The 21,699-nt window shown below is 71.4% G+C and carries 21 protein-coding genes and 1 pseudogene; 13 read left to right on the top strand and 9 right to left on the bottom strand.

The features are described 5' to 3' along the window. The first annotated feature begins 110 nt into the window (after positions 1 to 110). From HHX37_RS24530 to HHX37_RS24540, 3 genes are all read left to right on the top strand, one after another. Entirely contained in the window at positions 111 to 590 is a 480-nt protein-coding gene (locus tag HHX37_RS24530; protein ID WP_182880931.1) for a hypothetical protein, read from the top strand. Positions 591 to 766: 176 nt separating this feature from the next. Then, on the top strand, positions 767 to 1,213 hold the full coding sequence (locus HHX37_RS37090) for a ribosomal protein L7/L12 (protein ID WP_244301850.1): 447 nt from the start codon (positions 767 to 769) through the stop codon (positions 1,211 to 1,213). Positions 1,214 to 1,310: 97 nt separating this feature from the next. Further along, positions 1,311 to 2,501: a tyrosine-type recombinase/integrase gene (locus tag HHX37_RS24540; protein WP_182886919.1), complete on the top strand. Its 1,191-nt coding sequence runs from the start codon at positions 1,311 to 1,313 to the stop codon at positions 2,499 to 2,501. Between the two features lie 124 nt (positions 2,502 to 2,625). Here HHX37_RS24540 and HHX37_RS24545 read toward each other — a convergent pair whose 3' ends face one another. The 3 genes from HHX37_RS24545 to HHX37_RS24555 all read right to left on the bottom strand — a co-directional run bounded on the left by HHX37_RS24545 (position 2,626) and on the right by HHX37_RS24555 (position 5,134). Continuing rightward, entirely contained in the window at positions 2,626 to 4,101 is a 1,476-nt protein-coding gene (locus tag HHX37_RS24545; protein WP_182886920.1) for a pectinesterase family protein, read from the bottom strand. Between the two features lie 194 nt (positions 4,102 to 4,295). Beyond that, entirely contained in the window at positions 4,296 to 4,742 is a 447-nt protein-coding gene (locus HHX37_RS24550) for an SRPBCC family protein (protein WP_182886921.1), read from the bottom strand. Then, on the bottom strand, positions 4,739 to 5,134 hold the full coding sequence (locus HHX37_RS24555) for a metalloregulator ArsR/SmtB family transcription factor (RefSeq protein WP_310740505.1): 396 nt from the start codon (positions 5,132 to 5,134) through the stop codon (positions 4,739 to 4,741). Before HHX37_RS24555 ends, HHX37_RS24550 begins: the two co-directional genes overlap by 4 nt. Before the next feature lie 156 nt (positions 5,135 to 5,290). On the opposite strand from HHX37_RS24555, the gene HHX37_RS24560 reads away from it, so the two are divergent. The 3 genes from HHX37_RS24560 (at position 5,291) to HHX37_RS24570 (ending at position 7,270) form a co-directional block, all read left to right on the top strand. Beyond that, positions 5,291 to 6,031, top strand: a complete 741-nt coding sequence (locus HHX37_RS24560; protein WP_182876787.1) for an HAD family hydrolase — start codon at positions 5,291 to 5,293, stop codon at positions 6,029 to 6,031. 64 nt (positions 6,032 to 6,095) lie between these two features. Further along, positions 6,096 to 6,896 (top strand): ArsR family transcriptional regulator, encoded by an 801-nt coding sequence (locus HHX37_RS24565; RefSeq protein ID WP_182886923.1) that lies wholly within the window; start codon positions 6,096 to 6,098, stop codon positions 6,894 to 6,896. Beyond that, the gene (locus tag HHX37_RS24570; RefSeq protein WP_117408956.1) at positions 6,893 to 7,270 is read left to right on the top strand and encodes a VOC family protein; all 378 of its coding nucleotides are present in this window, start codon (positions 6,893 to 6,895) and stop codon (positions 7,268 to 7,270) included. Before HHX37_RS24565 ends, HHX37_RS24570 begins: the two co-directional genes overlap by 4 nt. An 8-nt stretch (positions 7,271 to 7,278) precedes the next feature. Here HHX37_RS24570 and HHX37_RS24575 read toward each other — a convergent pair whose 3' ends face one another. From HHX37_RS24575 to HHX37_RS24585, 3 genes are all read right to left on the bottom strand, one after another. After that, positions 7,279 to 8,091, bottom strand: a complete 813-nt coding sequence (locus HHX37_RS24575; RefSeq protein ID WP_182886924.1) for a GNAT family N-acetyltransferase — start codon at positions 8,089 to 8,091, stop codon at positions 7,279 to 7,281. Between the two features lie 8 nt (positions 8,092 to 8,099). Continuing rightward, positions 8,100 to 9,527 carry an adenylosuccinate lyase gene (gene purB, locus HHX37_RS24580; protein WP_182880924.1) on the bottom strand — a complete coding sequence of 476 codons (1,428 nt, stop codon included), beginning with the start codon at positions 9,525 to 9,527 and terminating at the stop codon, positions 8,100 to 8,102. Positions 9,528 to 9,664: 137 nt separating this feature from the next. Further along, the gene (locus HHX37_RS24585) at positions 9,665 to 12,952 is read right to left on the bottom strand and encodes an efflux RND transporter permease subunit (protein WP_182886925.1); all 3,288 of its coding nucleotides are present in this window, start codon (positions 12,950 to 12,952) and stop codon (positions 9,665 to 9,667) included. A 112-nt stretch (positions 12,953 to 13,064) separates the two neighbouring features. Here HHX37_RS24585 and HHX37_RS37900 point away from each other — a divergent pair, with 112 nt between their 5' ends. The 3 genes from HHX37_RS37900 (at position 13,065) to HHX37_RS24600 (ending at position 15,675) form a co-directional block, all read left to right on the top strand. Beyond that, complete coding sequence (locus tag HHX37_RS37900; protein ID WP_310740506.1) at positions 13,065 to 13,844, top strand: MarR family transcriptional regulator; 780 nt, start codon at positions 13,065 to 13,067, stop codon at positions 13,842 to 13,844. Between the two features lie 144 nt (positions 13,845 to 13,988). Then, complete coding sequence (locus tag HHX37_RS24595; RefSeq protein WP_182886926.1) at positions 13,989 to 14,762, top strand: SDR family NAD(P)-dependent oxidoreductase; 774 nt, start codon at positions 13,989 to 13,991, stop codon at positions 14,760 to 14,762. A 301-nt stretch (positions 14,763 to 15,063) separates the two neighbouring features. Then, entirely contained in the window at positions 15,064 to 15,675 is a 612-nt protein-coding gene (locus HHX37_RS24600) for a hypothetical protein (RefSeq protein ID WP_182886927.1), read from the top strand. A gap of 41 nt (positions 15,676 to 15,716) precedes the next feature. On the opposite strand, the gene HHX37_RS24605 is transcribed toward HHX37_RS24600, so the two are convergent. Next, on the bottom strand, positions 15,717 to 16,196 hold the full coding sequence (locus HHX37_RS24605; protein ID WP_182880920.1) for a pyridoxamine 5'-phosphate oxidase family protein: 480 nt from the start codon (positions 16,194 to 16,196) through the stop codon (positions 15,717 to 15,719). Between the two features lie 190 nt (positions 16,197 to 16,386). Between HHX37_RS24605 and HHX37_RS24610 the strand changes: the two genes are divergently transcribed. From HHX37_RS24610 to HHX37_RS24620, 3 genes are all read left to right on the top strand, one after another. Then, complete coding sequence (locus HHX37_RS24610) at positions 16,387 to 18,447, top strand: cellulose binding domain-containing protein (RefSeq protein WP_182886928.1); 2,061 nt, start codon at positions 16,387 to 16,389, stop codon at positions 18,445 to 18,447. A 300-nt stretch (positions 18,448 to 18,747) separates the two neighbouring features. Beyond that, positions 18,748 to 19,221, top strand: a complete 474-nt coding sequence (locus tag HHX37_RS24615; RefSeq protein WP_111697587.1) for a DUF1348 family protein — start codon at positions 18,748 to 18,750, stop codon at positions 19,219 to 19,221. Between the two features lie 123 nt (positions 19,222 to 19,344). Next, positions 19,345 to 19,929: a TetR/AcrR family transcriptional regulator gene (locus HHX37_RS24620; protein ID WP_182886929.1), complete on the top strand. Its 585-nt coding sequence runs from the start codon at positions 19,345 to 19,347 to the stop codon at positions 19,927 to 19,929. 316 nt (positions 19,930 to 20,245) lie between these two features. Here HHX37_RS24620 and HHX37_RS24625 read toward each other — a convergent pair whose 3' ends face one another. Both HHX37_RS24625 and HHX37_RS37905 read right to left on the bottom strand, forming a co-directional pair. Further along, the gene (locus HHX37_RS24625) at positions 20,246 to 20,644 is read right to left on the bottom strand and encodes a VOC family protein (protein WP_182886930.1); all 399 of its coding nucleotides are present in this window, start codon (positions 20,642 to 20,644) and stop codon (positions 20,246 to 20,248) included. 258 nt (positions 20,645 to 20,902) lie between these two features. Then, positions 20,903 to 20,965: pseudogene (locus tag HHX37_RS37905) on the bottom strand (hypothetical protein); the annotation flags it as partial. A 53-nt stretch (positions 20,966 to 21,018) separates the two neighbouring features. Here HHX37_RS37905 and HHX37_RS35860 point away from each other — a divergent pair. Then, positions 21,019 to 21,606: a DUF5937 family protein gene (locus HHX37_RS35860; RefSeq protein WP_259406723.1), complete on the top strand. Its 588-nt coding sequence runs from the start codon at positions 21,019 to 21,021 to the stop codon at positions 21,604 to 21,606. Positions 21,607 to 21,699: the final 93 nt, after the last annotated feature.

The raw sequence follows: 21,699 nt of genomic DNA on the forward strand, positions 1-21,699 counted from the left end.
CCCCGTTTCGGCAGAACTTTCGGTCGGCGCCGAAAATCTCGGTGATTGACCGTTCCCGGCGGCGATGATGAATTCGCGGTGGCACGGGTGTGGCCGGAGAAGGGATAGACATGTTCGCTGCGAAATCGGCTCGGCGGGCGCTGGCGCTCGGTTCTGCGCTGGTCACGACCGGGGTGCTGGCTCTGGTGTCCGCACCGCAGCCGGCCATGGCGTCCGGCATCACGGTGCAGTTCACGGTCGACTGCCTCAACGTGAACTATTTCGGGGACACCTCCGACTGGTACGCCTCCGACCTTTGGTTCGGCGCCATTCCTTCCGGCGGCGGGTCGGTGCCCTACAGCAGCGCGACCGCCGTCCCTGCCACGCACTCGTGGCGGTTCACCCAGACGGTGCCCAGCGGGACCACGGCCGTCGGCGCCGGCGGCATCTGCAGCGGCGGACACCAGTACGACTTCTTCGGCTCGTCCGCTTACGCCAGCATCCCCGCGGGGACGACCACCGTCACCGGCACCTGGGCCTGCACCACCGCCCCTGTCTACCCCGGGCCGTGGCAGACCAACTGCACCGTGCAGTCCGTCTCCTACAGCTGAACGTACGGCCGCCCCTCCTCTCGTACGGTGAAGCGGGAGGAGGGCCGGCCAACCGGAAGTCGGCAGCCTGCTGCGGAACCATCACGACGCGACCATGGGCTCCGCGCGGCGGCGATGTGTACCGGAACTTCCGGCTGAGACCACCGTGGCGTTGCCGCGCGTTTTACGATCACCGCATGCCTAATGTGGGTCCGTTCGAGTTACTGGTCCTCGCCGTCATCGTGGTCGCGCTGCTCGGTGTCGTCTTCGCGGCCGCGCGGGCCGGTGCGCGGCCCGCCGGGCCGCTCGCCTGGCGTAGTCCCGGCATGGTGCCGCCGATTTCGGCCGCTCTGCAGCAGCGCGTCCGGGAGTTGTACGCGGAGAACAAGAAGGTCGAGGCGATCAAGCTGATCCGCGAGGAGACCGGGCTGGGACTGAAGGAGGCGAAAGACCTGGCCGACGGAATCGGCGCGGGCCGGTCGCTGCCAGTGGCGACGGCGCATCACGGGTACGACCTGGCCGCGCGGGCGCGGGAGATGAAGGCGGCCGGCCGGGTGGAGCAGGCGGTGTTCCTGGTGCGCGGTGAGACCGGCATGAGCCAGAGCGAGGCGGAGCGGTTCGTCGACTCGCTCGTGGTCGAGTAGAAACGGCGCCTGCGTCGAGGGGGGGGCGGCCGTGCCGGTTCCGTGCCGCTTCCGGGCCGGGTGATTGTTGTCGGTCCCGGGCGGTACGGTGTCGATCATGCTGCCCCCGCAGGTGAACCGGCTGACCGTGCAGGAGGCCGCGGACCGCTATGTGGAGCTGGTCCGCGCGAAGACCGTGACCGGGGCACTGTCGCCCGCGACGGCCGAGGTGTACGCGCGGGACGTGGCCACGTTCGTACGGCTGGCGGGAGACGACCGGGTCCTGGACGACCTTACCGGCGAGGACGTGGACGCGGTGCTGCTGGCGTTCGCGCGCAAGCCGGACGAACGCCGGCGGAGCGGGGAGAACGGCGCGGCGGCGGGAGACGGCACGGCCGGTAGAAGCGTGGCGGGCGACGGCGTCGCTCGTGACGGCCTGCCCCGCGGAGGCGGGACGCGCGGGCCGGCGCCACGAGGTGGTCCGGGACAGAGCGCGGCGTCGCAGGCCAGGTTCCGCCGATCGGTGTCGGCGTTGTTCCGGCATGCCGCGTCGGCGGGGTGGGTGCATCTGGACCCGATGGCCGCCTCGTCGGTGCGGGCGCGGGAGCGGGGCGGGCTGCGGCCGGAACGCCGGGCGCTGACGCGCGAGCAGGCCGAGGGCCTGATCGAGGCGGCCCGCTCCCCCACCCCGCCACCTGAGCCGGGCGGCTCGGACGGGCGCCGCCGCCGGGCCGACCAGCGGACCGAGGTGCGTGACGCGCTGGTGGTGCTGTTGCTGGCCGCGCTGGGGCCGCGGGTGTCGGAGCTGGTGCGGGCGAACGTGGAGGACTTCTACACCAACGACGGGATGCGCTACTGGCGAATCTTCGGCAAAGGCGGGCGTACCCGCGACGTTCCGCTCCCCCGTGATGTGGCCGCCGCGCTGGACGCGTACCTCGCGGTGCGCGCGGCCGGGGCCGGCGAGAAGGCGCTGCTGCTGTCGTGGCGGGGCAGGCGGCTGGCGCGGGGTGACGTGCAGGCGGTGATCGACCGGGTGCGGCGGCGGGTGGAGCCCGGGCGGAGCAGGGAGGTGACGCCGCACGGGTTGCGGCACACGACGGCGACGCACCTGCTGGCCGACGGCACGGACATGGACGCGGTGCGGCGGGTGCTGGGGCACAGCGACCTGTCGACGCTCGGTCGTTACCGCGACGATCTGCCCGGGGAGCTGGAGGTGGCGATGGGGTCGCACCCGCTGCTGCGCCGCCGTGGGGGCGGCCCGGCCGGGCAGACCGCGCACGGCGGGGAGAGCGGTCCCGGGGAGGGCTGAACTGCGCGCCGCTCCCCCGGCTCGCTCTTCTGGGCCTCCCTTTGGGCCGTGTCTCCGCTGGCCCGTGCGTCGGCCGGGCAGGCTCAGCTCACGACACTCAGCTCACGACACTCAGCTCAGGGAGTCAGCTCACGGGGTTCCAGCCGTCGGAGCCGGCCAGGTACTTCTGCGGGGTGTAGTTGGCGGCCTGGGCGTCGCTCAGCTGCGGGCGGTTGGCGTTGACCGTGGCCCCGGCGCCGGTGTTCCGGTATTCGAAGAAGCGGGCGTTCTTCCAGGAGTTGCCGGACATGTCGGTCCAGGGCTGGGAGGTCTTGATGGTCGAGCTGAGGGTGGACTCCCGGTAGAGCACCTGGGCGTTGGGACCCCAGGGGCGCCCCAGCTGGGTGGTGTCACCGGTCACACCGCTGATCCGGGACTTGTAGATGAGGAACCCGTAGGGCTTGGCGGCGTCGGTCCTGGCCGCGGTGATGGGGGCGCCGGTGCTGCGCTTCTCGTAGATGTCGCAGTCGTGCAGCACGGCGGTGCCGTCGCCGAAGACGAAGTCGACCGTGCCCTCGATGTAGGAGCTTCTGACGTACGCGCGGGCGGAGGCGTTGACCAGGAAGGTGTCCTGGTCGCCCAGCAGTCGTACGTTCGACAGGATCGCCCGGTCGGCGTTGAGGTTCAGCGCGACGGCCTGCTGGTTGACGGTGGAGCCGTCCTCGACGTAGTCGTTGGAGACCGTCAGGTTGGTCAGGGCGGAGTCGTGGCCGTTGACGAACGCGGTGGCGCTGTTGAACGTGCCGTACGCACCGGCCGCGTGGTTGTTGACGATCAGGACGTCCCTGGCCGACGCGCCGAGTCCCTGCAGGGTGATGTACGGCTTGTTCGCCGGGATCGTGACGATCTCCCGGTAGGTGCCGGGCTTGATCGTGATCACTTTCCTGCTGGAGTTGCCGGTGGGCACCGCGTCGATCGCCGCCTGCACGGTCCGGTAGGTGCCGGTGCCGTCGGCGGCGACGGTGGGCTTCCCGGTCGTGGGCGTCACCGTCGGCGTCGCGGAAGGTGACACCGTGGGCGTCATGGTGGGCGTCACTGTGGGGGTCGCCGAGGGCGTCACGGTGGGTGTGACGGTTGGCGTCACCGAGGGGGTGGGTGACGAGGTGGTGGTGGACCCGGTGCAGGTCACGCCGTTGAGCGTGAAAGCCGTCGGTTTGGGGTTGGCACCCGACCACGAGCCGTTGAACCCGATCGAGACCGACCCGCCGGTGGCGATGGCGGCGTTGTAGTCCACGTTCGTGGCCGTGACGTTCTGTCCGCTCTGGCTCCAGGTGGCCGACCAGCCGGTGGTCACCTTCTGACCGGAGCTGGGGAAGGTGAACGCGAGCGTCCATCCGTCGATGGCGCTGCCCAGGTTCTGCACGGTGACGGCGGCGCTGAAGCCGCCCGGCCAGTCGCTGGTGGTGTAGGTGACGGCGCAGCCGGTCGCTGCGGTCGCCGTTCCCGGGGCCACGGCGACGAGGCCGCCGCCCACGACCAGCGCGGCCGCCAGGGCCGCGGTGCCGCCGCGACGGCCGCCGTACGGGCCGGGAACCACCGTCCCGGGCGTGGTGTCGGGCATTCTGCGCTCCTTCGGGACGGGCCATCGTGGACGGAAAGCCGCTGCTCGCACCGCACGCGGAGCGAGAGCCTCCGCACGTTAAGATCGCCGGCCGGAATAAGTCAACCGTCCAAACTAATGCCGCCGCGTCGTCCCTGCTCGGCCGCGGGCCGACCCGGAAAGTTTCACCCGCTCACCCCGGGCGGCGCCGGTGGTCACAGGACGACGGCGAGGCGGTCCGTCAGCAGGTGGCGCCATCCTCCGTCCATGATGGAGCGGGCCCGCCGCTGCAGTTCGCTGCCGGGATCGAAGCCCTCGTGGGTGAGGAACAGCCGGGTGCCCCTGCCTTCGGGTTCGAGTGTCCAGGTGATCGTCCAGTCGGCCGCGGAGGGGCTGGCGGGGTCGGCGTCGCGCCAGCCGAGGCGCAGCATGCGCTCGGGTTCGAAGGCCAGCACCTCGGCCTGCACGGTGCCGGAGAACCCGGTGCCGGGCATGGCCATTCCGGCCATGGTGTAGCGGTGACCCACGGTCAGGCGGAAGTCTCCCGGCATGAACCACCGCGCCAGCAGCCCGGGGTCGGTCAGGGCCTGCCACACGCGGGCGGGCGGATGCGCCAGGAACTCGTCGAGCCGCAGCACGGTCGGGTCGTCGGCGCCGTTCATGTCGTCTCCTCGTCTCCGGCGCGGCCGAGGGTGGCCGCGTCCCGGGTGTCGTTCACGTCTTCCATGTCGTCGAGCAGGTCGCGCAGACCGTTCAGCCTGCCGCGCCAGAACCGCTCGTACGGGTCGAGCCAGTCACGGACGCGGACGAGCGGGACGGCCTCCAGGCGGTAGAGCCTGCGCCTGCCGTCGCGGCGTTCGCTGACCAGGCCCGCGTCCCGCAGCACCCGCAGGTGCTCGGAGAAGCTGGGCCGGGCCATCGCGAAGCCGGAGGCCAGGTCCTGCACGGACTGGGGGCCCCGTTCGCGCAGCAGGCGCAGGACCTCGCGCCGCACCGGGCTGGCGAGCGCGGCGAAGATCGCGTCTTCCGCCGGGGCGGCGGGAGTGGTGTCCACACACTGCATGATACGTAGGAAATATCCTACCTGTCATCTTCGGGTAGGAAATTTCCTACCCGATCCACCAAAGGCCGGAACTTGACTGCGATCTTCACCCAGGCTTTCACGGTTCCGAAACGCACCGGAAACACATCCCCCCGAAGATGGGGACTCGTGATCAGGGCCATTCTGTTCGACCTCGACGAGACTCTCTTCGACCACCGCCGGGCCGTCGCCCTCGCCGCGACCCGCTGGATGGAGACGGTCTGCCCCGGCCATGAGCTGCTGCCGGAGGCGCCGGCGCTGTGGCTCGACCTGGAGGACAAGCATCTGCCGGCCTGGCACGCCGGCGAGTGCTCGTTCGCCGAGCAGCGGCGCAGGCGGCTGCGGGAGTTCTGCGACCGGCTGGGCATGCCCGCGCCGGCCGATCCGGACACGGCCTTCGCCGGTTTCCTGACCCACTACGAGGACGCCTGGGCCGCCTTCCCCGACGTGGCCGCGACCCTCGCGGCGCTCGGCGACGAGCTGACGCTGGGCGTGCTCAGCAACGGCGATCCGGTGCAGCAGGAGGCCAAGCTGCGCCGCCTGGGGTTGATGGACCGCATGGAGGTCGTCCTGACCCCGGACACGCTCGGCGCGTTCAAGCCGGCCCCGGAGTGCTATCTGCGGGCGGCGGCGAAGCTGGGGCTGCGGCCCGAGGAAGTGCTGATGGTCGGTGACAACCTGCTGCTCGACGCCGTCGCGCCCACACGGGTGGGTATGCACGGTGTCTGGCTGGACCGCTACCGCGCCGAGCCCTCCCCCGCGTTCACCTCGTCCGCGGAACCGGTCGCGAGGATCACCACCCTGCGTGATCTGACCGGCGTGCTGGACGGCCTGAATCTACGCCTGGCCGAGTCCGTCCGCGCCGCCTGAACGGGAACGGCCGGCCCGGCACAGGGACAGATCAATCAAATCAGTTTGATGTACCATGCTCGTCATGGTGCCGTCCGCGCAAGCCGTCCCGCCGGTGTTCGTCCGGCTGGCCGCGCACGCGGTGCGGTGGCGGCTGCTGAGCGAGCTCGCGTACGGTGATCTGCGGGTGCGGGAACTGGTGGCGCTGGTCGGCGAGCCGCAGAACGTGATCTCCTACCATCTGCGGCTCCTGCGCTCGGCCGGGCTGGTCGCGGCCCGGCGCAGCAGTCACGACGGCCGCGACAGCTACTACCGTCTCGACCTGGAACGCTGCGCGGAGGCGCTGGCCGCCGCGGGCACCGCCCTGCATCCCGCGCTCCGCCTGGTCCCCGCCCCGCCGGCGGCCGCGGCCGGCGACGCGGTGACGTCCTCGGTGCTGTTCGTGTGCACCGGCAACAGCGCCCGCTCGCCCGTCGCCGAGGCCCTGCTGCGGCACCGCGCCGGCGACCGCGCCGACGTGGCCAGCGCGGGCAGCCACCCCAAGCCCCGCACGCACCCCGGCGCCGTACGGGTGCTGCGCCGGCGGTACGGCATCGACATCGCCGACCGGCGTCCCCGGCATCTGGACACGCTGAACGGCCGCCGCTTCGACTACGTGATCAGCCTGTGCGACAAGGTCCGTGAGGTCTGCCCGGAGTTCGGCGGCCACCCGCGGCGCCTGCACTGGAGCATCCCCGACCCGGCCGCCCCCGGCGACGAGACGGGCCAGGCCGACGGCCCGGCGTTCGAACGCGCCGCCGCCGAGATCGACACCCGCATCCGCTACCTGCTGCCCGTCCTCACCCACCCCGCAGGGGAGAACCCGGCCGAGGAGGCCCAGTCATGACATCGCCCGACCGGTTCGCCGGCGTCCGCTACATCGTCGACGACGTCCAGGCGGCCGTCGACTTCTACACGACGCATCTGGGATTCACCCTGAGGGCCGGCGCCGCGCCCGCCTTCGCCGACGTCGTACGCGGGCCGCTGCGGCTGCTGCTGTCCGGGCCCGCCAGTTCCGGCGCCCGAGCCACCCCGGACGACGCGGGCGCCGCCGGCCGCAACCGGGTCCACCTGATCGTCGACGACCTGGACACCGAGGTCGCCCGGCTGCGGGCCGCGGGGCTGCCGTTCCGGAGCGATGTGGTCACCGGCCCCGGCGGGCGGCAGATCCTGCTCGCCGACCCCGCGGGCAACCTGATCGAACTGTTCCAGCCCGCCTGACGCCGGGGTCAGCCGCGTACGGCGGCGACGCCGAGACCGCGGCGGGTGAAACCCAGCCGTTCGTAGACGGCGATCGCCGGGCCGTTCCAGTCGTCCACCATCAGCGCCACCCGCCCGTGCGCGTCGAGCAGCGCGGACGCCGTGAACCGGCACACCCGCTCCCCCAGCCCGTGCCCCCGCGCGGGCACCGCGGTCGCGACACCGGCGAGCAGTCCCACCGATGGCGCTGACCACGCGTCGGCCGCGACCGCCAGCAGCGCCCGCGCGCCGTCGCGGATTCCGGCCCACCGGCGTACGCCCGGCAGTCCCGGCACGGCGTACGAGCGGGGGTGGGCGGTGGCGAGCAGCGCGGCCACCTCCCGCTCTTCGGCGGGCTCCAGCCAGGCGGCCTCCGTCGCCACCGGCCGCGCGCCCGCCGAGGAGCCGTCCGGCGCCCCTTCCGGCGCGCGGTCCGCGAGGCCGGGTGCGCCCGCGCGCGGCGGGGCGAGCTTCTCGGTCACCATCCAGGTGAAGTGACCCACCGGCTCCAGTTCCGGCGTGGCGCGGACCACCTCCTCCATGAGGGCGGCCTCGCCGAGCGGCCGGAACGACGGGCCCGCCTCGGTCAGGGCGTGCCGCAGGAGCGGGACGACCTGGGCCGGCTCGCCCGTGACCGCGAGCCGGTCGCGCCGCGCCGCCGCGGGGCTCGCCACCGCCACCGCCTCGCCGTACGCCCAGGCGCGGACGCCGGGCCGCATGCCCTGCGCCGCCCACACGACGAGGTCGTCGTCGCGTGAGGCGGCGGCGACCGCGGCCTCACTGGTCAGCGGGCTCAGCCGCATCGGCGTCCCTACAGGATCGCGCCGGGGGTGTACGCGGCCGCGCCGGGATGGCGCGCGGTGATCTCTTCGGCCCGCGCGACGACCGCCGCGACCTGACCGGCGGCGGCCCCGGCGAAGGAGGACCGGTCGTCGAGCAGCGCGCCGAGTTCGGCGCGGCCGAGCGGGAAGCGCTCGTCGGCGGCGAGGCGGTCGAGCAGTTCGTTGCCGGCGCCGCGCGAGCGCATGGCCAGTGCCGAGGCGACGGCGTGCTCCTTGATGACCTCGTGGGCGGTCTCGCGGCCCACCCCGGCCCGCACGGCGGCCATGAGCATCTTGGTCGTGGCGAGGAACGGCAGGTAGCGGCCCAGCTCGGCCTCGATGACGGCGGGGAACGCGCCGAACTCGTCGAGCACGGTCAGCATGGTCTCGGCCAGGCCGTCGAAGGCGAAGAACGCGTCGGGCAGCGCGACCCGGCGCACCACCGAGCAGGACACGTCGCCCTCGTTCCACTGGTCTCCGGCGAGCTCCCCGGCCATCGAGGCGTACCCGCGCAGGACCACGGCGAGGCCGTTGACGCGCTCGCAGGAGCGGGTGTTCATCTTGTGCGGCATCGCCGAGGAACCGACCTGGCCCTCCTTGAAGCCCTCGGTGACCAGTTCGTGCCCGGCCATCAGCCGGATGGTCTTGGCCAGCGAGGAGGGGGCGGCGGCCAGCTGCACCAGGGTGGTCAGCACGTCGTAGTCGAGCGAGCGGGGATAGACCTGGCCGACGCTGGTGAAGCGGCGGGCGAAGCCGAGGTGCGCGGCGACGCGGTCCTCCAGCGCGGCCAGCCGGTCCTCGCCGCCGAGCAGGTCGAGCATGTCCTGCGCGGTGCCGACGGGGCCCTTGACGCCGCGCAGGGGGTAGCGCTCCAGCAGGTTCTCCAGCCGTTCGTAGGCGACGATCAGTTCGTCGGCGGCGGTGGCGAAGCGCTTGCCGAGGGTGGTGGCCTGGGCGGCGACGTTGTGCGAACGGCCGGCCATGACGGTGCCGGTGTGCTCGGCGGCCAGGCGGGCCAGGCGGGCCAGCAGCGCCACGACCCGGTCGCGTACCAGCAGCAGGCTGTCGCGGATCTGCAGCTGCTCGACGTTCTCGGTCAGGTCGCGGGAGGTCATGCCCTTGTGGACGTGCTCGTGCCCGGCGAGGGCGTTGAACTCCTCGATGCGGGCCTTCACGTCATGCCGGGTGATCTTCTCCCGGTCGGCGATGGAGGCGAGGTCGACCTGCTCGGCGATCTTCTCGTAGTCGGCGATCGCCTGTTCGGGTACGTCGATCCCGAGGTCGGCCTGGGCCTTGAGCACGGCCAGCCAGAGCCGGCGCTCCAGCACCACCTTGTGCTCGGGTGACCACAGGCGGGCCAGTTCCGGCGAGGCGTAACGGGAGGCGAGGACATTCGGGATACGCGGCTTGGCACTCACGTTGGCCCAGTCTATTGAGGTCCGCTGGACGCCGGACGCGGGAGGACCCCGGGACGGTCGTCGCGGGGACCGTCCCGGGGTCCTCCCTTCCTCCATGGTGCCCGCACAGGGCCGTCACCGGGACCCTGACGGGGCTCTCATCGGGCGGGTTCGAGGGCCTCCTCGTCGTACACCGTGACCTCGCCGTCGTCGCCGCCGGGCCGCGCGGGAGTGCGGCGCATGCGCTCCTTCAGCCGTTCGACGATGACGTAGAGGGCGGGCACCAGGACCAGCGTGAGCAGCGTGGAGGAGAGCAGGCCGCCGATCACGACGATGGCCAGCGGCTGGGAGATGAACCCGCCCGACCCGGTCACGCCCAGCGCCATCGGGGTGAGCGCGCAGATCGTCGCGATCGCGGTCATCAGGATGGGACGCAGGCGGCGCCGTCCGCCCTCGATGACCGCCTCGGTCACGCCGAGCCCCTGCTCGCGATACTGGTTGATCAGGTCGATCAGCACGATGGCGTTGGTGACGACGATGCCGATCAGCATCAGCATGCCGATCAGGGCGGGCACGCCGAGCGCGGTGTCGGTGACCAGCAGCAGCCCGATGGCGCCGGTCGCCGCGAACGGGATCGACACCAGCAGGATCAGCGGCTGCACCAGGCTGCGGAACGTCGCCACCATGATCATGAAGACGATCGCGATGGCGATCAGCATCGCCATGCCCAGGTCGGCGAACGCCTTCTGCTGGTCGGAGCTCGCGCCACCGATCTTGTACGTCACCCCGGCCGGAAGCGTCAGCGTCTTGAGCTTCTCGGTGACCTTGGTGGTGATCGCGCCCAGGTTGGAGGCGTCGGCCGCGCCCGACACGGTCGCGGTGCGGTCGCCGTCCTGGCGGGTGATCTGGGTCGGCCCGTCGGCCTGGACGACGTCGGCCACGTCGGACAGCTTCACCAGGCCGGTCGCGGTCGGAACGGTCAGCTTCTTGATCGCGGCGAGGTCGTCGGGGGCGTCGCCGGCCCCGCGCAGGATCACGTCGCTGGAGCGGCCGTCCACGTCGATCGAGCCGACCGGCGCGCCGCGGAACGCCTGCGCGACCAGTTGCCCGACGGTGGCCTCGGTGAGGCCGCGGGCGGCGGCCTTCTCGCGGTCCACGTGCACCTCGACCCGGGGGATGCTGTCTTCGAGGTTGGAGGTGACGTCCCGCAGGCCGCCCACGCCGGTCATGGCGTCGCGGACCGAGGCGGCGGCCGTCTTCAGCGCGTCCTGGTCCGCCCCCTGCACGATGACCTGCACCTGGTCGGAGTTGAACCCGCCGCCGCCGTTGCCGCCGACGGTGATGTCACCGATGCCGGTCATGCCCTTGAGCCGCTCCCGCAGCCGCTCCTCCAGGACGGGCGTGTCCACGCCCTCCTCCAGGGTGACGGAGTAGGAGGCGCGGTCGGCGGAGCCGCCCAGCCCCCCGAGGAAGCGGTTGCCGCCCCCGACGGTCACCTGGTAGGACTTCACGTCCTTGTCGGCGGCCAGCACCTCCTCGACCTTCTTGGCCGCCGCGTCGGTCGTCGCGAGGTCGGTCCCGGCCGGCATCCGCTGGCTGATCTGCGTGGTGTCGTTGCCGGAGGAGTCGAGGAAGTTGGTCTTCAGCTTGGGCGCCAGCGCCATCGTCGCGGCGAACACCACGACGCCGACGAGCACCGTCACCAGGCGCCGCCGGGTCGCGAAGCGCAGCACCGGCAGGTAGATCCGCTGCAGCGGGCTGCGCAGTTCCCGGCGCTCGGCGTCCTCGCGTACGGCCTGCGCCTCCTGCGGGGTGAGCTCCGGCGCCTTGAGGAACCAGAACGCCAGCACCGGGATGACGGTCAGCGCGACCAGCAGCGACGCCAGCAGCGCCACGGTGACCGTGATGGCGAAGGAGCTGAACAGCTCCCCGACCAGCCCGCCGACGAAGCCGATCGGCAGGAACACCGCGACCGTGGTCAGCGTGGAGGCGGTGACCGCGCCGGACACCTCGCGCACGGCCGTCAGGACCGCCCGCCGTTTCTCCTCGCCGTAGGCGAGATGACGCTTGATGTTCTCCAGGACCACGATCGAGTCGTCGACCACCCGGCCGACCGCGATCGTCAGCGCGCCCAGCGTCAGCAGGTTCAGCGAGTAGTCGCCCGCCCACAGCGCGATGAGCGCGATCACCACCGACAACGGGATGGACACCGCCGTGACCAGCGTCGAACGCACCGACAGCAGGAACACCAGGATGATGAGTACGGCGAACGCCAGGCCCAGCAGGCCCTCGGTGGCGAGGTCCTCGATGGACCTCTCGACGTACGGCGCCTGGTCGAACACGACGTTCAGCTCGGCGCTGTCGCCGAGGGCGCGGGTCAGCCCGGGAAGGGCGTCGTTGACGTCGTGGGAGATCTGCACCGCGTTCCCGTCGGGAACCATGGTGATCGAGACGCCGAGGCTCGGGGTGCCGTTGGTGCGGGTGAGCGTGGTCGCGGTGGCGTTCTCGACCTTGATCTCGGCCACGTCGCCCAGCTTGACCGGCTTGGGTGGCTTGGGCGCCTGGACCGGCGCCGCCGCGCCCGCCGCACCGGCTCCCCCGGCAGCGGCGCCCCGGCCGGCCGACGCCTGACCGGGGAATCCCTGGCCGGCGCCCGTTCCCGCGCCGGCGCCGCGCTGGCCCGCGCCCGCCTGACCGGCCGTGCTCGCGGGCGTGAGGTACAGGTTCTCCAGGTCCTTCACCGTACGGACGGGATCGCCGATCTGCACGGTCAGCGACTTGCCGTCCTCGGTCAGCGTGCCGGCCGGGATGGACACTCCGTTGGTCCGCAGGAGGTCGGGGATCGCGGCGGCCGACAGCCCCAGCAGGGCCAGTTTGCCCTGATCGGGAGTGATGACGACCTGCTGCTCGCGGGCGCCGCTGACGGTGACGTCCCGGACGCCCTCGATCGACTGCAGCTCCGGCACCATGATGCGCTCGATCTTGTCGGCCATGGCGTGCTCGTCGCCGCCGTCGCCCACGGCGATCGCCATGACCGGGATGTCGTCGGTGCTGCCCGCCACCACCTGGGGGTCGACGTCGGCCGGAAGCTGCGCCTTGATACGGCTCACGGCCTGCTGCATCTTGCCGGTCATCTCGTCGATGTCGGTGCCGTACTCGTAGGCGACCTGCACCTGCGACACCCCCTCGCGGGAGGTGGAGGTGATGTCGGTGACGCCGGCGATGCCCTGGAAGGCGCTCTCGATGGGCTTGGTGACCTGCTCCTCCACGATGTCGGGAGCGGCGCCGGGATAGCTCGCCACCGCGAAGGCCGCCGGGAACTCCAGGGACGGGAAGAGCTGTTGCTTCAGCGAGGGGATCGCGAAGAGGCCGAATCCCGCGAGTACCAGCGCGACCAAGATCACGAGTGCGCGGTTGGCGAGGCTCAGCCTGGCCAAGGAGGTCATCCGAACTCCTGACAACGGAGGAAGTGTTTGGGGCAACCCTAACACTTCGCATGACCCTAAGATTTAGCCGGTGTATTAAACGCTGGTAACCTCTCGTGACGAGAGGTGGAACGTGAACGACAGCGCAGCCGAGCGACGCCCCCGCACCGGAACGGGACCCGAAGAGGGCCCGTACGCGAGCCGGGAAGTGAGCAGGGACGCGGCCCCGGAGACGCCCCGGACGAGCGGCCCCCGCCCCCGGGCCGGCCGCGCGGATGCCCCCGCCGCCGGCGCGGTGCAGGCCACCCCGGAGCCGGACACCTCGGAAGAGGCCGAGCGCGGATCGATCATCACCAGGCTCGCGGATCTCCAGCGTAGCCTGGGCCGCTTCTTCGCGCGCGACCGCTCGATGCCGCTGATGGCGTCCACCTTGACCATGCAGCAGTTCAAGGTCGTCATGTTCCTGACGTTCGCCGGGCCCACCTCCGGCCAGGAGCTCGCCCGCCACCTCGGCGTCGGCCTGGCGACCGTCACCGGCATCGTCGACCGGGTCGTCGCGCAGGGCCTGGTCACCCGGCACGAGGACCCCCACGACCGCCGCGTACGCCTGGTCGAGCTCACCGAGGCGGGGCGGCGGCTCACCAGCGAGATCATCGAAGCCGGGACGGGCGGCTACGTCCGCCTCCTGCGGCGGCTCGACACCGAGACCCTGCGCACCATGGAGACGGTCATGCGCAAGATCGAGGACGCGATGCGCGACCTGCACGCCGAGGAGACCGTCACCGACGCCGTGAACGGCGTCATCGACGACATCTCCTCCGACGTGTCCTCGGGTGTCGCCGCCCACGCCGCCGAGGCCACGGAAGCCACGGAGGAGTCGGCGGCCACCGGGCGGCTCCCCGACCCCGGCTGACGCCCGCGCGGCGCGCAGGCCTCGCGCCCCCTCTGTGCGGCGCGTACGTGACCGGGGCGCGGCGTGCGGGGTGACCAGGACGGGGTGCGGAGCAGGCAAGGGCGGACGCCGGACCGGGATGGGCCGCTGCTAGCGTCGCCCGATGTGCCGATCTACATCGAAGAGCTCTTCTCACTGACCGGCCGGGTGGCCCTGGTCACCGGAGGCAGCTCCGGCATCGGATACGCGATGGCGGAGGCCCTCGGGCGGGCGGGGGCGGCCGTGGTCCTGGTCGCCCGCCGCGAGAAGGAACTCGCCGAAGCCGCCGCCCGGCTCGACGGCCACGGGGTGCGCGCGGCGACGATCAGCGCCGACCTCGGCGACCGCGCCGCCATCGCCCGCGTGTGCGAGCAGGCGGACGGATTCTTCGGTGACGTCGACATCCTCGTCAACGACGCCGCCAACAACATCCGCAGGCCCATGGCCGACCTCACCGCCGGCGACTACGACCAGACCATCGCCGTCAACCTCACCGCGCCGTTCCTGCTCGGGCAGCACTTCGGCCCCCGGATGGCCGCCCGAGGCTGGGGACGGATCATCAACATCGGCTCCCAGCAGTCGATCAGCGCCTTCGGCGACAGCGGCGTCTACGGCGCGGCCAAGGCCGCCGTGTGCGGGCTGACCCGCTCCCAGGCCGAGGCGTGGTCCGGCCGCGGAGTCACCGCCAACACGATCGTGCCGGGATTCGTGCTGACTCCGCTGACCGCGCCCGCCCAGGCCGTCCCCGGGCGGGTGGAGGCGATGGCCGCCCGGAGCATGACCGGCCGCAACGGCGTTCCCGGCGACTTCCACGGCGTGGCCGTCTTCCTCGCCTCCGACGCCGCGTCGTACGTAACCGGCCAGGCCATCTGCGTCGACGGCGGTTTCAGCGTCCACTAGGAGGCGCCGGTCAGCACGTCCGGCGCCAGCGTCGCCTGGCGCCGTAACCGGTAGCCGGCGGCTGCACGTGGATGCGATCCGGCCCATCGGGGCGGTCCCTTTGGCAGGGCCTTTTGGCAGGGCCTTCCGCACGGCGGTCCAGCGGGCGCCGGTGATGCCGAGTGAATGACGACAGCGCACCGCTCCTTGGCCCCTGGGCGCAACTACCGGGGATCCCCGCCGGGTAGGAGGGTCACGTCCCGGCGGAACCGGAACGAGCGACAGCGAGCGCCGGGGCAGGAACAGGAAGGCACACACCGAGATGTCCCGATACCGCAAGCGGAGCCCGCGCGGCGCCGTGGTCCTCGCGACCACCCCCGCGAGAGGCACAGCGACGGTCCCCGCGATCCGGCGGCCGTCCGCGGCCCTGGCGATAGCCCCACCCGCGGCCGCGCTCCTCACCGCGCTGACGCCCGTTTTGGTGTCCGTGCTGGTGTCCGTGCTGGTGTCCGTGCTTGTCATACCGGCGGGAAGCGCCGCCGCCCAGCCCACAACCGCGCGGGTCTCCGCCGCGCAGTCGGCCGGGATGCAGTCGGCCGGGATGCAGTCGGCCGGGATGCAGTCGGCCGGGGTGCGGGTCGCCTCGCACCGTCCCCGTACGGCGGCCCCGGCGTTCCACGCGCCCCATCCCGGCGGTGGCGGCGGCGGAGGGCAGGTCATCAGCGGCGGGCGCGCGGCCGGTGCGCAGGGCCGGTCGGGCGCGGGCAAATCCAACCAGAACCTCAACGGCCTGCAGGCCCCCACCTTCGTCATGGGCCGGACCCAGCATGTGGTCACCGACGTCGGCGGTTATGCCGGGCAGGCCCTCGTCTGCGGGTCCCGGCCCGCCGTCTGCCTGGTCGGGCAGAACATGCCCACCCACTTCAGGTCCTGACGCCCCTTCCGGTCACCACCCTCCCCTGCGGAGGGGAGGGGTCAGCGGCGGCGGACCACCCGGTGACCGGCGCCCTCGTGCCACATCTCGATCAGCAGATGCTCCCCCGACTCGTCGACGCGCGTGTAGACCACCTCGGTCACGTCGACCCGGAACAGGTGGAAATCCTGCCCGGGCGGCCCGCCGAACGCCTCACGCACGGCCGGGTCGGTGACCTCGACGGCCCGGCCGGCCAGCTTGGCCTCGCCGTCCCAGGAGGCCGGATCCGCCTCGTCCGGGTCGACCGAAGGGCCGTGGATCGCCACCCGCGGATCGCGGCGCAGGTCGAGCGCCTTCATCGCCCCCGGCATCGACCCCAGCCACACCTCCCCGTTCTTGAACTCCACCTCGGTCCCGCTGATGCGCGGCGAGCCGTCCCGCCGCAGCGTCGCCATGGTCTTGTGCCTGCCCTTTCCCATGCTCGCCAGCACTCGCGCCGCCAGCGTGGGATTCTCCTTCTCGATCTCCTGCCAGGAAGCCATGAGGCCATCCTGCCGAACACCACCGACATTCCGCCGATCCACCCGCGCCGGCGGTGAGACCAGGCGAATGAAAGTTGCACGCCCCGCCTAACTCCCCCGCAGCTCATGACTGCGCACTAGGCGCTCTCCTTGACCGTTCCACACGGCCTGATCACCATCGCACCGCAAGATCCTCCAGAAAAGGGACGTCATGAGCACCCTGCGCACCTCCAGGCCGGCCCTCGCGCTCCTCATGGGCGCAGCGGTGGCCGCCCAGACCCTCGCGGGAATCCCCTCCGCCGGCGCCGAGACGACGCCGGTCACCGTCACCGTCAACACCCGCGCGGCCCTGGCGGTCGCGTCCGACACCGCGGTGGGCACCAACCACGCGATTTGGGACTCCAACCTCGGGACGAACGAGACCGCGGACCTCCTCAAGGCCGCCGGTGTGAAGATGCTGCGCTACCCCGGCGGGTCGTACGCCGACATCTACCACTGGAAGACCCACACCGCCCCCGGCGGCTACGTCGCGCCCAACACCGATTTCGACACCTTCATCCGCGGGGCGCAGCGCACCGGCGCGCAGCCGATCGTCATCGCCAACTACGGCACCGGCACCGCCGAGGAGGCCGCCGACTGGGTCAAGTACGCCAACGTCACCAAGGGGTATGGCGTCAAGTACTGGGAGATCGGCAACGAGAACTACGGCAACGGCCACTACGGCGCCGACTGGGAGGCCGACGACCACACCGACAAGACCCCGGCGGAGTACGCCAGGAACGTCGTGAAGTACTCGGACGCCATGAAGGCCGTCGATCCCACCGTCAAGATCGGCGCGGTGCTCACCTCCCCCGCCAACTGGCCCGACGGCATCGTCGCCGACGGTGACCAGGCCACCTGGAACGACACCGTCCTGTCGATCGCCGCCTCGAAGATCGACTTCGTCATCCTGCACTGGTATCCCCCGCACACCGACGTCGCCGACGTCCTCACCAAGACCGCGCACATCCCCGACATGATCTACATGGTCAAGCAGCAGATCGCCAAGCACGCGGGCGCCCGCGCCGGTGACATCGGCATCGCCATGACCGAGATCAACAGCGGGATCGCGTACAACACGCAGCCCGCCGCGCTGTTCGCCGCCGACGCCTACGCGGCTCTCATGGAACAGGGACTGTTCACGATCGACTGGTGGAACGTCCACAACGGCATCGGCACCGTCAGCACCGTCGCCGGCCACACCGACTACGGCGACTTCGGCATGCTGTCCAGCGCCGGCTGCACGGGCGACGTCTGCGAACCCCCCTTCAACACGCCCTTCGCCCCCTACCACGCGATCTCCATGGTCAGCGCGTTCGCGCATCCCGGCGACCAGTTCGTCCGCGCGGCCACCGACGAGCCGCTGGTCGCCGCGCACGCCGTCCGCCGCCCCAACGGCGACCTCGCCGTGCTGCTGGTGAACCGCGACCCCGACAGCGAGCGCCAGGTGAAGATCGGGTACGCCGGGTTCGCCCCCGCCGACGAGGCGCCCACGGTGTCCAGCCTCACCAACGGCGCGACGTCCGTCACCACCGGCCACGACGGCACCGCCACCACCCAGACCCTCCCGCCGTACTCGGTGACCACGCTGGTGCTGCACCCCGCGGCAGCGGCCACGGGCGCTCCCGCGGCTCCCGGGCAGCCCGCCGTCAGCGGTGTCACCGACAGGACCGCCACCATCTCCTGGCCCGCCGCCGCACCGGGCGCCGCTCCCGTCGCCAAGTACGAGATCCACCGCCAGAACGGCGCCGTCACCGAGCAGCTCGGCGAGACCTCCGTCACCTCCTACGTGGTCCACAACCTCGTTCCCGGCACCCGCTACACGGTCAACGTGATCGCCCGCGACACCGCCGGGCGCGTCTCCTGGGCCTCCGCGCCGCTCACCTTCACCACCGGCTCTCCCGCCGAGAGCTCCTGCTCCGTACGCCTGACGGACACCACCGACTGGGGCAGCGGGTTCGTCGGCAACGTCGAGATCACCAACACCGGCACCGCCGCCCTCGACGGCTGGACCCTCGGCTTCACCTGGCCCACCACGTGGCAGAGCGTCAGCAGCGGATGGAGCGCCAACTGGACGCAGAGCGGGAGGACGGTGACGGTCACCAGCACCCCGGACAACCGCAGGCTCGCCTCCGGCGCCGCCACCTCCATCGGCTTCGTCGGCGCCTACAGCGGCCCCAACGTCCTGCCCACCGCCTTCACCCTGAACGGCACCGTCTGCACCACCCGGTGACCCGGGCCTCCTGAAGAAGACGACCGCGGCGCGGCGTACCGGGTTCACCGCCCGGTACGCCGCGCCGTCGCTTGAACGGAGTCTCAGCGGCTGTAGTCCAGGAACAGCGTGCCGTTCTTGCAGGACCGGTTCGGTCAGCGACCGGCAGAGCTGGTCAGAGCTGGTCGAGGAGCAGCCGGGCGGCCCGCTCGCCGGACCGGCTTGCGCGAGAGCAATCGTTCTCGTACGGTCGTGCTTGACGGTGAGAACGTTCGTTCTCGTGCGAGAACGCTCGTTCTCGCACAGGCCCAAGGAAGCAACATGACTGACGAAGCACGCCCTCCGTTCCCGCCGTTCACCCGGGAGACCGCCATCCAGAAAGTCCGCCTGGCGGAAGACGGCTGGAACACCCGCGACCCGCAGAAGGTCGCCCTCGCATACACCGTGGACTCGCGCTGGAGGAACCGCGCGGAGTTCGCCACTGGCCGTGACGAGATCATCTCCTTCCTCACCCGCAAGTGGAACCGGGAGCTGGAGTACCGGCTCATCAAGGAGCTGTGGGCCTTCGACGGCAACCGCATCGCCGTGCGCTTCGCCTACGAATGCCACGACGACTCACGCAACTGGTTCCGCTCCTACGGCAACGAGAACTGGGAGTTCGACGACAACGGCCTGATGCGACTGCGCTACGCCTGCATCAACGACCTCCCCATCAAGGAGTCGGAGCGCAAGTTCCACTGGCCCCTCGGGCGCCGCCCCGACGACCACCCCGGCCTGAGCGACCTCGGCCTCTGACGCCCGCCCCCGCGCCGTGGATCCGGGCAGGCCGCGTTACGGCGACGGTCGGGCCCACGCCGGGGAATGTGCCTTGCGACCTGGAGCGCGGTCCCGTAAGAGAACGTTCGTTTTCGAGAATGGATGATCGAAGTGGAGCTCGAAACGACTGAGCAGCGGATCCTCGACGCTGCCGAGGAACTGTTCTACGGCCGAGGCATACAGTCGGTGGGAATGGATGCGATCCGCACCGCCTCCGGCGTGCCCCTCAAGCGCCTGTACCAGATCTTCCCTTCCAAGGACACCCTCGTCGAGGCGTACCTGAAGCGGCGGGACGCGAGGTGGCTCCATGATCTGGCTCGGTACGTGGATGCCCACGACTCACCTACGCAGCGGATTCTGGCGGTCTTCGACTGGCTGTACCGCTGGTTCAGCGAGCCGGACTACCGCGGCTGCGGCTTCATCAACTCCTTCGGGGAACTGGGAGCGACGTCCCAGGCCGTGGCCGACATCGCGAAGGCCCACAAGGATGCCTTCCGGCGCTATCTCGCCGATCTCGTGGCCGCCGCGGACGCGCCCACGCGGCTGACCGACCAGCTCATTCCCCTCGCCGAGGGCGCGATGACCACAGCGGCCATCTCCGGGTCTCCAGAGCCCGCCCGTCACGCCAAGGACGCCGCCCGCACCCTGCTGCGGGCCGCTCACGCAGACGTGGTCACCGCTGCCTGAGCACGCCGTCACCTTCACTCACAGCCCGGGTGTTCGTAGGGGCACTCCGGCCCTTTGCAGCTCGGTTCGGGGCGTAGGGACACAGAGCGAGGACAGCTTGAACGGGGCCGGTGATGCTGTGCGGCAGCCGCCAGGCTCCGAGCCGCGGCGCCACGGCCTGCTCGCGTGACGCCCTGATTCGGGCGCGGAAGCGGCGGGGGCCCCGTAGTGGTGGCCCTGGTCGCTCGAAGCGAATCGGCGTGCCGGCCCGGGCCACTCTCAAAGTCGTCGCGCAGCAAGGCAGATGGCTTCAAGACAGGCCCTAGTCGCGCTTTGGTCAGATAATCAGGCCCTGGTCGGTCCAGATGACGCCCTTGTTGCGGCACAGGCAGAAGGGGTGGCCGATCGGGTCGGTGTAAACCCGCCAGCCGTAGCCGTTGGGGCCGAAGAAGTCCTGCTGCAGCGTCGCGCCGAGGTCGAGGACGCGGCGCTGCTCGGACTCGATCTCGTCCACTTCGAAGTCGAGGTGGAACTGCTTGGGGTGCTCACTGTCGGGCCACTGAGGAGCGCGGTAGTCGTCCACCCGGATGAAGGCCAGCTCGATCTCGCCGAACTTGATGCCGGCCCAGTCCTCGTGGCTGCCTTCCTTGATCGGGCGACCCGTCACCTCGGAGTAGAAGGCCGCCAGCTTCATCGTGTCCGGGCAGTCGATGATGAAATCGGTGAGTCGCAGCATTCCGCGATCGTGTCACAAGATCAAGGGCGCCTAGACGGGTGGGTTGAAGGCGCGACCGCCCGGTACGCCGCGCCGTCGCTTGAACGGAGTCTCAGCGGCTGTAGTCCAGGAACAGCGTGCCGTTCTTGCCCCGTTCGACCTCGACCAGGTGCCACGACCGGACGTCACCGCCGTCGAACACCCGCCTGCCGTGGCCGACACCGCCGGCGCGACGACCAGCCGCAGCTCGTCCACGAGCTCGGCCCTCAGCAGCGAGCGGGCCAGCGCGATGCTGCCGTGGATGCCGATGTCGCCGCCGGACCCCTGCTTCAGGGCGCTCACGTAGTCGTGTGCGGGGGTGGTGACCAGGGTGGAGTTCGCCCATTCTCGGCCGTATGGCCGACGAAGCCCCGGGCTCGCTGACCGGCGGCGCCCTGGAGCTGTACCAGGATCCGGCCCCGGGCCTCGACCGGCTGGTGCGCGCCGTCGAGGCGTTCTGGCGGCTCGCCATGGCTCCGCACTGGGCACGCATGCGCAACCTGCTCGAAGGCGACCTGCTCTACCGCACCCGGCAGTTCGCCGAACGCGGCCCCGCCGGCGTGTTCACGGACATGCATCCGGCTATCCGCTGGGAGGACCGCACCCTCCACCTGGAGGATCGCCCGGAGGAGCTGTCCCGGACCCTGAACGGCGAGGGCCTGCTGCTGGCCCCGTCCGTCTTCGTCTGGCCCCACCTGCCCTATCGCACCAACTCCCCCGGCCAGGCGGCCATCACCTATCCGGTGCGCGCCATCGCCACCCTGTGGGAGCGCGGCACCGCGCCCGTCCCCGGCGCGCTCGCCGCCGTCATCGGCCGCTCCCGCGCGTTGCTGCTCGGCGAGCTCGACCCCCCGCCTCCACCACCGACCTGGCCCGCCGCACCGGCCTGGCGCCGGCGAGCGTCTCCGAGCAGCTCACTCTGCTGCTGTCGGCCGGTCTGGTGACCAAGCACCGGGTCGGCCGGGCCGTGCTCTACGTCCGTACGCCTCGCGGCCACGCGCTGCTCGACGGCTGACGGCCGGGTGGGCGGGCCCGGC

The sequence above is a fragment of the Microbispora sp. H10885 genome (assembly GCF_014161415.1).
GTDB classification, from domain to species: domain Bacteria; phylum Actinomycetota; class Actinomycetes; order Streptosporangiales; family Streptosporangiaceae; genus Microbispora; species Microbispora triticiradicis.